Raw genomic sequence first — 9344 nt, 5'->3', positions numbered from 1 at the left:
AGGCGGCGGAGACGGTGAAGCGGACGCCGGCGGCGCTGTCGTCGGGATCGGAGAAATTGAGGTCGGCGGTGGTGATCCTGTAGCTGCCGCCCTCCTTCACCGTGGCCTTGAGATCGCCGGTGAGCGTCGGCGCGTCGTTGACCCGGGTGACGGCGAAGCTGAAGGTGCCGGCGACCGGGGTCGAGCCGTCCTCGTTGCCGTCCTCGACGGAGACCTTGAAGGACGCCTTGGCCGATTCGGCACCGGAATGGACGAAGCTGACCTTGCCGGCGGCGAGCTCGGCGCCGGTGAAGCTGGTCGCGGCCTTGCCGTTCACCTGGATCTTGCCGTTCGAGGCGGCGGAGACGGTGAAGCGGACGCCGGCGGCGCTGTCGTCGGGATCGGAGAAATTGAGGTCGGCGGTGGTGATCGTGTAGCTGCCGCCTTCCTTCACCGTCGCCTTGAGGTCGCCGGTGAGCGTCGGCGCGTCGTTGACCGAGGTGACGGTAAGGTTGAAGGTGCTTGCGACCGGCGTCGAGCCGTCCTCGTTGCCGTCTTCGACGGAGACCTTGAAGGAGGCCTTGGTCGATTCCGAGCCGGAGTGGACGAAGGTGACCTTGCCGGCGGCGAGCTCGGCGCCGGTGAAGCTGGTCGCGGCCTTGCCGTCGACATGGACCGTGCCGTTCGCCGCGGCGGAGACGGTGAAGCGGACATCCGAGGGGCCGTCGTCCGGGTCGGAGAAGTTGAGGTCGGCGGTGGTGATCGTGTAGCTGCCGCCCTCCGCCACTGTCGCCTCGAGGTCGCCGGTGAGCGTCGGGGGGACATTCGGGGGCGGGCCGGCGTCGATGGCGTAGTTGGCCGAGACCGTCGTGCCGGAGCCGGCATTGCCGGCGACGTCGGTGATGCCGGTCATGTCGAGCGTGATGACGTTGGTGAGGTCCGTGACCCCGAGATTGGCTATGAGCACCGCCATCCAGGTGATGCCGCCATCGGAGGTTACTGGCCCCGACAGCATACCGTTGGGAACGGAGAAGTCGCTGGACTCCAGGCCGGTGACGGCCTCGCTGAAGGTGATCGTGACGGTGGTGGTCTGGAGCGGCGCCAGCACGGCATCGGAGATGGTGATGTCGGCCGTGGGACGGACGGCGTCGACCAGAACGCCGTTGGTGGCGCCGACGGAATTCAACGTCGGCACGACGTCGTTGCCGGTCGGGTCCCGCAGTGTCCCGCCGTTCGGCTCGAGCGGGCCGACAAGAGCGATGCCGTCTGCGTCCCGCAGGCCTTCGGTCAGCGTCAGCCTGAACACCAGCGCCGAGGTGCCGCTGCCGGAGAGATAGGACGCATAGACCGTGTCCGTGCCGATGGTCACGGCGAGCCGCGGCGTGCCGCCCGAGGTGTCGACGACAACGGCCTCGGAGAGGTTGACGGTGAAATCGAGGTTCTGGCCGGCCCTATAGATGCCGTTGGCCGGGGTGGTCACGCTCGCCACTGTCGGCGGCCGGGTGTCGATGTAGTAGGGCAGGGAGTCTGCCGCCACATTCGTATTGCCGGCGATGTCGGCAACCGAGCCCGGCAGGAGATATATATAGCCCGAACCCTCCAAGTCCGGCGCGGGCGTAAAGGTCATCGTGTAGACTATGTTGTTAGTCGTCGAGAGATTGCTGAGGCTCCCGATCAGGGCCGACATGTCGCTCAGCGTGAAGCCGGTTACCGCCTCGCTGAAGGTGACGGTGACGGTCGTGCTTTCCCCAGCAGTAAATATTGTGTCCGCCATCGTGATCACCGCCGTCGGCACGAGGCCGTCGACGCCGATAGCCTTGTTGGCGCCGAGGGAACCGGCCGTTCCCGGTGACGGCAGGGTGAGGATGGCATGTGTGCCGTCGGCATTGCTGACCGTGCCGCCGTTCAAGGTGAGAGCGGTGGTCGAGACATAGTCGAGGTCGGCCGATGTATCGCCTGTCTGAACGGTATAGGCGAACGTCAGCGTATCTGTGCCGCTGCCGGACACATAGTTGACAACGCGATCCGTGAAGCCGGTCTCCAGCAGTAACTGCGGCGTGCCGGTGACGTCGACGGTCTGGTCGAAGGAAACCGTGATGGTGATAACATCGCCGACTTTGTAATAGTCGTCTGGCGATGAGGCGGTGACACTGGAGACCCGGGGAGCGGGCATTGCATAGTCGAACGTGATGTTGTCGAGCCACATCGTGACCCGGCCGGATATCTCGGTCTCGGGGATAATCGTGTCAGCAATCGACAGCGAGGTGCCCCGGCTGATCGCGGGAATTGTCGAGGGATCCATGAACATGGATCTGTAGTAGTATGGCCCGATGCCATTACCATGCAGATTGTCGTCCGCCCAGCGCGTTCCATCGATTGCGACACCGGCCGGCCAGATGCCTTCATAGGCGGGATTGGCATCGATGCTGATCTGGTAGTCGTAGAAGTCGATCAGCGCACCGGAGGCGCTGGTAATGGTAATATCGAACAACGCGTCGCCAAAGGCGGCATCTTCCTGGAAATTGAATCTGCCGCCGCTGAAATCAGCCGTCCAGTTTCCCTGGGCGTTGATGGTGAAGATGAAATCACCGATCTGGAGGGAATTGTCGCCGGACGCTCCGCCCGCCGTTCCGTCGCGAATGTCGGAAGAAAAATCGATCGTCGTCTGTGCCATGCTGCCAGTCCCCTCACGCGCCTTCAGGCGCCCCCGCAAGGCGGCCGCCGGCCGGAACCGCGGTCACCCTGCCCAATGCGTTCTATCCGGCGATCACATCCGCCACTTCAGCCCGATGCGGATCGCGTCGAAGCTGACGTCGTTGTCGAAGCGCGGATTGGCGTCGGCCGGAAAGGTCGCAGGTCCCGTCGCGGTCACCGTGCCGAAGTCGTAGTGCAGGTATTCGAGGCCAACCGACCAATCCGGCTTGAAGCGCCATTCGACGCCGCCGCCGGCGACCCAGCCGCCTTCCGTGCCGCCGCCCTTCACGTCCATCCGGGTCGCGCCGGTGCGGTCGTAGGCGCGCACGTCGACATCGGCGAGCGCATAGCCGCCGGTGACGTAGAAGAGCAGGTCGGAGGCGGCGATGCCGGCGCGCAGGCGGGCGCTCGCGGCCCAGTCGACGTCGAAGCCGGTATGGGTGTCGGCGCTGATCGCCGAGGTGCCGGTGTCGCCGAGGTTCATCAGCGAGAAATCGGCGACACCGCCGAGCACGAAGGCCGTTCCGCCGAGATCGAACTGGTAGTCGCAGCCCGCCTCGAGGCCGCCGGAGAGGCCGCCGTCGTCCATGCCGATCGTCTCGTAGGGCGCGCCGGCGCTGTTCCAGGAAATGCCGCTGCCGCCGAAGGGGCCGTCACGGAAGGGCGCGTCGGTCGCGTCCACGTCGGCGCGGGTGTAGCCGGCATTGGCACCGACATAACAGCCGGTCCAGGACCGGGCGGCGGACGGGGCTCCGGCATCCGCGGCCTGGGCGACGGTCGCTTCGAGCAGGGCTGCCACGATCGAACCGGCTGCAAATATGCTCAGCTTGGACACCTGGATACTCCGGATGAAGGCCTGTGAAAGGGCGGGTGAAATGGCGGCGAAAGGTGGCGGTGAGCCGCCGATTCTGATTTTCCGGGTTTTTCGCTTATCACCGGTTGTAAAGATCGGCAAACCCTAAGGCTCGCGATCACGGAAAATTTGCCGTTCGCGCTCGGGTCGCGCCAAACCTCCCCATCGGCCGCCAGAAATTCATACATAGCTCCATTTTGATACTTGACTCTAAAATTCATGATAACTAATGGTTGCTTCGGCTCGCCCGGTTGCCGGTCTCAGGACTGCAGCCCGACGGCCGACGGGGTGCGAACCGCTGTCGCGGAGCGCCACAGGGCATGGATGCGGGACCGCCGAAGGGGCGAGCCGGCAATCAGAATTTTTTCATCGCTGGACAACTGACCGACGCGCCTTGGCGGGTCGGGCGGCGGAGCTTTGCCGTCGCTGATACGGGGCATAAATTGTTGCGTGAAATCAAACATGTGAGGCCCTTCGCCTTCTGTCGTCAGATTGTCCCTCGTGCAGGGCGGCACCGGCAACAGTCACATTATGACTGGTCATCAAGCTAACTCCTTCAACGCCAGGGCGTGCCTTCCGTGCGCCTCTGAAAGGGATTATCGACATGGCTAATATTACGATCACCGTGGACTCTGCGAGCGGCGTCAACGTCAATTCCATTCTCGACAATTTCAACGGGGGGTTTAGCCCCAATCCGATCACCGGAACCGGCAATGCCGGCGTGTTCGTGCCCAACGGCGGAACGCCTGCGACCAACGACTATGTCGAATACGGGATCCAGCCGCCGAGCGGGACGAACAACGCGCTCGTGGCGCAAGGCGATTTCACCTATGCGACCGGCACCCTCAGCGGCACGCTCGACAGCCTGAGCATCGGCACCGACCTCCTGAACGGCGGCACTTCGGTCGCCTCTCCCTCGGCATCCTTCTCCGGCACCGACCTGAGCCTGGCGTCGTCGGCCCTCACCATCACCGGCCTCGGCCTTTCCGGCTCGGGCGCCGGCAACGCGCTGAACACGACCTTCTTCGGCCTGCTGCAGGGCAACGAGGCGGCGTTCGAGGACTATCTGTTCAACAACGCCTCCAACAGCATCACCTTCAACGGCGGCGCCGGCGCGGATTCGATCACCGGCAGCATCAATGCCGACACGCTGAACGGCAACGGCGGGGCGGACACGCTGGACGGCGGCGCGGGTGACGACACGATCACCGGCGGTGCGGGTGCCGATACGCTCACGGGCGGTGCGGGCGCGGATACGTTCGTGTTTGCGAATGTCGGCCACAGCAGCGTCAGCGCCTTCGACACCGTCACCGAATTCGTGGCCGGTGAGGACAGGCTCAACGTCAGCGCCCTTAACCTCGGCGGCGGCTATTCCGCCTCGGGCGCCGCGGCCGACAGCCTCTGGTACGACAGCAGCGCCGGGAAGTTCTTCGCCGACGTTGTCGGCAATGACGGCGTCGCCGAATTCGCGGTGGCGGTCGGCACGCTGAGCGGAACGCCGAGCGCCAGCGACTTCATCTTCGTCTAATCGCACAGGGACGGACGCGGCCGGGGCCGCGTCCGTCCGTCTTTTCGCAACGGCCAGGTTTGGCTGCGCGCCCATTGAAACGGACCAGGGTGCGTATTTTGGGGATCAGGACATGCAGTACACGTTCGAAGGCTTCACCATCGAGATCGATGACACCATCTTCAAGCAACAGGTCACGTCGGGTGATGTCCTTGCGACCGTGATGTTCACGCCGGATCAGGCGCTCGCCGAGTATTATCCGATGGATGTCACCTACCTCGGTGACGTGGCGGCATTTGCGGGTGATCTCGAATATGAATTTATTCTCTCCGAGGATTTCACCTCGACAATCGGTCTGAAGTTTTTGGCGCGCCAGGATATCGATTTCGGCGACGTGGACCAGTTCCAGATCGCTTTCCGAATCGAATACAGTGTCGACGGGGGCCCTTCGCAATCCACCGGACAGGCTACCATTGACGTCTCCGTCACCGAGACCGGTGAACTCGACTACCTCTCCAACACCACGGTATCGGAATCGGCGCGCTCCGGCTTCGCGTTCGCCACCCTGGCGGCCACCGACGCCGACGGCAACGAGCTGACCTACACGCTGCCCTCCGGCGAGGGCGACAACAGCATGTTCATGCTGAAGACCAACGCCGACGGCTCGATCAGCGTCGTCGTCCGTTCGCCGCTCGACTTCGAGGGCCCGAACGGCGTCGACGGCGTCTACGACCTCGTCCTCGACGTCGACAACGGCAGCGGCCCCGTCCGCCAGATCATCGCCATTCAGTCGACCGACGATCCCTTCTCGGTCAGTTCGGCGCCCACGGGCAAGACCTACATGAGTGTGGTCGAGAACGTCGAGGTGGGCACCGAGGTCGGCTACGTCAAGGAACTCCTGAACGACCTCAGCTTCGTGCCTACGAGCGCGGTCCTGACTGACGACGCCGGCGGGCTGTTCTCGCTGACCGAGCGCGTCGTCGATGGCATCACCCGCTACTACCTGACGGTCAACGGCGCCCTGGACTACGAGGCCGACGCCCTGCATTCGGTCACCATCGAGGCAACGGACGCCGGCGGCGTCGTGCACGAGAAGACCTTCGAGGTGCATGTGGTAGACGCGGCGGAAGCCGGCGACACCGCACGCGGCACCATCACGATCGACGCCAATACGGCACTTGCCGGCGCAAACGGCGGCTTCAACTGGAACACCTATCTCGACAGCGTCTATTCCAAGGTGACCGACAGCCTGCCCGATGGCGTCACCTTCGCCCCGAACGTCTCATCCGAATACACCTACACGTTCTCCGACGGCAGCAAGGTCTGGCTGACCGGCTCGGATCTCGCCTACTACTGGGCCGACACCAACAGCGCCGAAAACACCGGCGAAGACGTCCATGTCGTCGGCGGTACCGTTAAAGGCCTCGCCTTCGGCAACGGCACCGGCACCGAGGTCTCGATCACCGGCCTCGACCTCTCCAACGATTCGAGCCTGATGAACCGCCTCTACGGCGAGGCCAACGTTGTCGCTGCCACCTTCATGCACGGCCCGAATTCCAGCACGCCGGCCGAGATCGAGCACGTCAAGGCGCTGCTTTCCGCCTATGCGCAGAACTTCATCGGCTCCTCCGGCAACGACACCTATGCCGGCACGGTCTTCGCCGACACCATCAGCGGCAATGCCGGCAACGACGTGCTCGCCGGCGGTGGCGGCAACGACACGATCGACGGCGGCGCGGGCACCGATACCGCGATCTACAGCGGCAACCATGACGACTACACGATCGTCAAGAACAGCAACGGCACCGTGACGATCACCGACAACCGCACCGGCGAGGTGACGGATGGCGTCGATACGCTCAAGGGCATCGAGAAGCTGCAGTTCCTCGACGGCTTGATCGATGCACCCAACATGGACCCGACCGGGCTGAAGCTCACCTCCCATATCATTCCGAGCGTGGAAAACATCGCGGTCGCCGAGAACTCGGCAGCCGGCACCATCGTCGGCAACCTCTCGGCGACGGACCCGGAAGGCGGCGTGCTGACCTATTCGCTGACGGACGACGCCGACGGCCTGTTCATCATCGAGGGCAACGTGCTGAAGCTCGCCAAGCCGCTCGGCGACTACGAGACGGCCTCGCAGAGGAGCTACGAGGTGACGGTCGCCGCCACCGACGATGCCGGCAACGTCATCTCCAAGACCTTCACGATCCAGCATGCCGACGCCTATGACGCGCCGGAAGGTACGCTGACGATCGATGCGTCCGGATCGACGGGCGGCATCGATTTCGCGACTTTCATCAGCCAGTACTTCGCCGGCCTGACCAACGGCGCCTTCACCTTCTACGGCGGTGAATCCACCAACCAGTACAGGGATGTCGAGCAGATCGCCTTCAAGTACAAGGAAGGCGGCGTCGACGCGGCCGACCGTGTCGTCCTCGGCGGTACCGATCTCGCCTACGACATGCTCGGCCATGGCATGTCCTACGGGCACGGCATCTCCGGTTCGCTGGACAGCCTGACCTTCGGCCAATGGGCCGGCGGCACGACCGGCACGCCGGGCACCGGCGATGCCGGCCTCATCAAGGGGCTGGCCGAGCAGTTGAAGATCACCGGCCTCGACCTCGATGCCGCACCCGGCACCGGCCACGTGGCCCAGATCAACCTGCTCTACGCGCTCTACAGCGCCGTGCAGACCGGTAACGCGGCCAATATCTATTCGGCGCTGTCGAACTACGCCCAGAATTTCATCGGCTCCAAGGGCAACGACACCTTCACCGGTTCGGCCTACAACGACACGATCAAGGGCGGCGGCGGCAACGACAAGCTCACCGGCGGCGCGGGCGACGACACGATCGACGGCGGTGCGGGCATCGACACCGCGGTCTTCAGCGGCAACATGGCGAACTACACGATCGCCCAGAACGCCAACGGAAGCTGGACCATCACCGACAACCGCAGCGGCTCCAACGACGGCGTCGACACGGTGAAGAACATCGAGAAGGCGCAGTTCGCCGACCAGACGACGGAGCTCGTGACGGAACCGCCGCAGGGCACGATCACCATCGACGCCTCCGGCTCCGGCGGGATGGACCTCGAGACCTTCCTGCGCGGCGGCTTCCTGGAGGTATCGGGCGCCGGCGGCATGCCGACCTTCGACAATGTGGTCGGTCAGTTCGACGGCGAGGAAATGTTCCTGTCCTATGGCGAAGGCGCAGCGTCGAAGTACATCCTTGCCCATGGCGACCTCGGCTACAAGTTCGCCACCCACACCGTGGCCGGCGAGATCAACACGATCGAATACGGCACCCGCGGTTCGGGCAACTTCGACGGCAACGGCTACTTCACCGGCGGCAACGCGCTTCTGAGGATCACCGGCCTGACCTTCGAGAACCCCACCCCCGGCAATCCCGCCGAGGAGGCCGAGATCGAGCTGAACGGCGCGGTCCACAACTTCTCCGTCGCCCACATGTACGGCGAGACCGCGCCGCAGTCGCGTCTCGACCTCTACGCCAACCAACTGGACGAATACGCCCAGCACTTCATCGGCTCGACCGGCAACGACATCTATGTCGGCACGCGCTTCGACGACACGATCGAGAGCAAGGGCGGCAACGACCTGTTCGACGGCGGCGCCGGCTCGGACACGGTCGTCTTCACCGGCTCGCGGACCGGCTATACGATCAGTGAGAACAACAACGGCACGGTCTCGATCAAGAACACCGCCAGCGGTGCGACGACGGTGGTGAACGACGTCGAGTACGCCCGCTTCAACGGCAAGCTCGTCGACCTGGAGACCGGCGAGGAGACGGGGACCGGCGACGCGCCGACCAACATCGCGCTGTCGGCTTCGTCGGTGAAGGAGAGTGCGGCCGTCGGCGCGACGGTGGCCACGCTTTCGGCCACCGATACCGACAGCACCGCGTTCACCTACAGCCTGGTGAACGACGCCGATGGCGCGTTCAAGATTTCGGGCAACAAGCTGGTCGTCGGCAAGAGCCTCGACTACGAAAGCGCGAAGAACCACGCGATCCGCCTCAAGGTCACCGACGAGGCCGGCAACAGCTTCGAGAAGGCCTTCACCATCGGCGTGCAGGACGTGAACGAGGCGCCGGCTGCGCTTGCGCTTTCCAAGTCGTCGGTTGTGGAGAACGCCAAGGTCGGCACGGTCGTCGGCACGCTGTCGGCAAAGGACCCGGAAGGCGGTGCGGTCTCCTACAGCCTGTCGTCCAATCCCGGCGGCATCTTCAAGGTCGTCGGCAACCAGCTGCAGCTGGCCAAGGCCGTGGACTACGAGACGGCCAGGAGCCA

Annotated in this window: 4 protein-coding genes; 2 read left to right on the top strand and 2 right to left on the bottom strand. The window is 64.4% G+C overall.

The window, feature by feature from the left end:
- Together OCK02_RS17155 and OCK02_RS17150 are read right to left on the bottom strand one after the other, a co-directional pair.
- Window positions 1-2653, bottom strand: a 2653-nt coding sequence (locus tag OCK02_RS17155) for an Ig-like domain-containing protein (protein WP_263814088.1), incomplete at its 3' end; no start/stop codon positions are given.
- Between the two features lie 93 nt (window positions 2654-2746).
- On the bottom strand, window positions 2747-3508 hold the full coding sequence (locus OCK02_RS17150; protein WP_263814087.1) for an outer membrane protein: 762 nt from the start codon (window positions 3506-3508) through the stop codon (window positions 2747-2749).
- 622 nt (window positions 3509-4130) lie between these two features.
- On the opposite strand from OCK02_RS17150, the gene OCK02_RS17145 reads away from it, so the two are divergent.
- Both OCK02_RS17145 and OCK02_RS17140 read left to right on the top strand, forming a co-directional pair.
- Window positions 4131-5054, top strand: a complete 924-nt coding sequence (locus OCK02_RS17145; RefSeq protein ID WP_263814085.1) for a calcium-binding protein — start codon at window positions 4131-4133, stop codon at window positions 5052-5054.
- A gap of 112 nt (window positions 5055-5166) precedes the next feature.
- On the top strand, window positions 5167-9344 hold a 4178-nt coding region (locus tag OCK02_RS17140; RefSeq protein ID WP_263814084.1), incomplete at its 3' end, for a cadherin domain-containing protein.

The organism is Rhizobium sp. TRM96647, from assembly GCF_025780115.1.
Taxonomy (GTDB): Bacteria; Pseudomonadota; Alphaproteobacteria; order Rhizobiales; family Rhizobiaceae; genus Mycoplana.
This window is presented reverse-complemented; position numbering and strand designations above follow the sequence as displayed.

Excerpts from the sequence above, each read along its gene's own strand:
- OCK02_RS17145 (WP_263814085.1), top strand. The coding sequence starts at position 4,131 with ATGGCTAATATTACGATCACCGTGGACTCTGCGAGCGGCGTCAACGTC.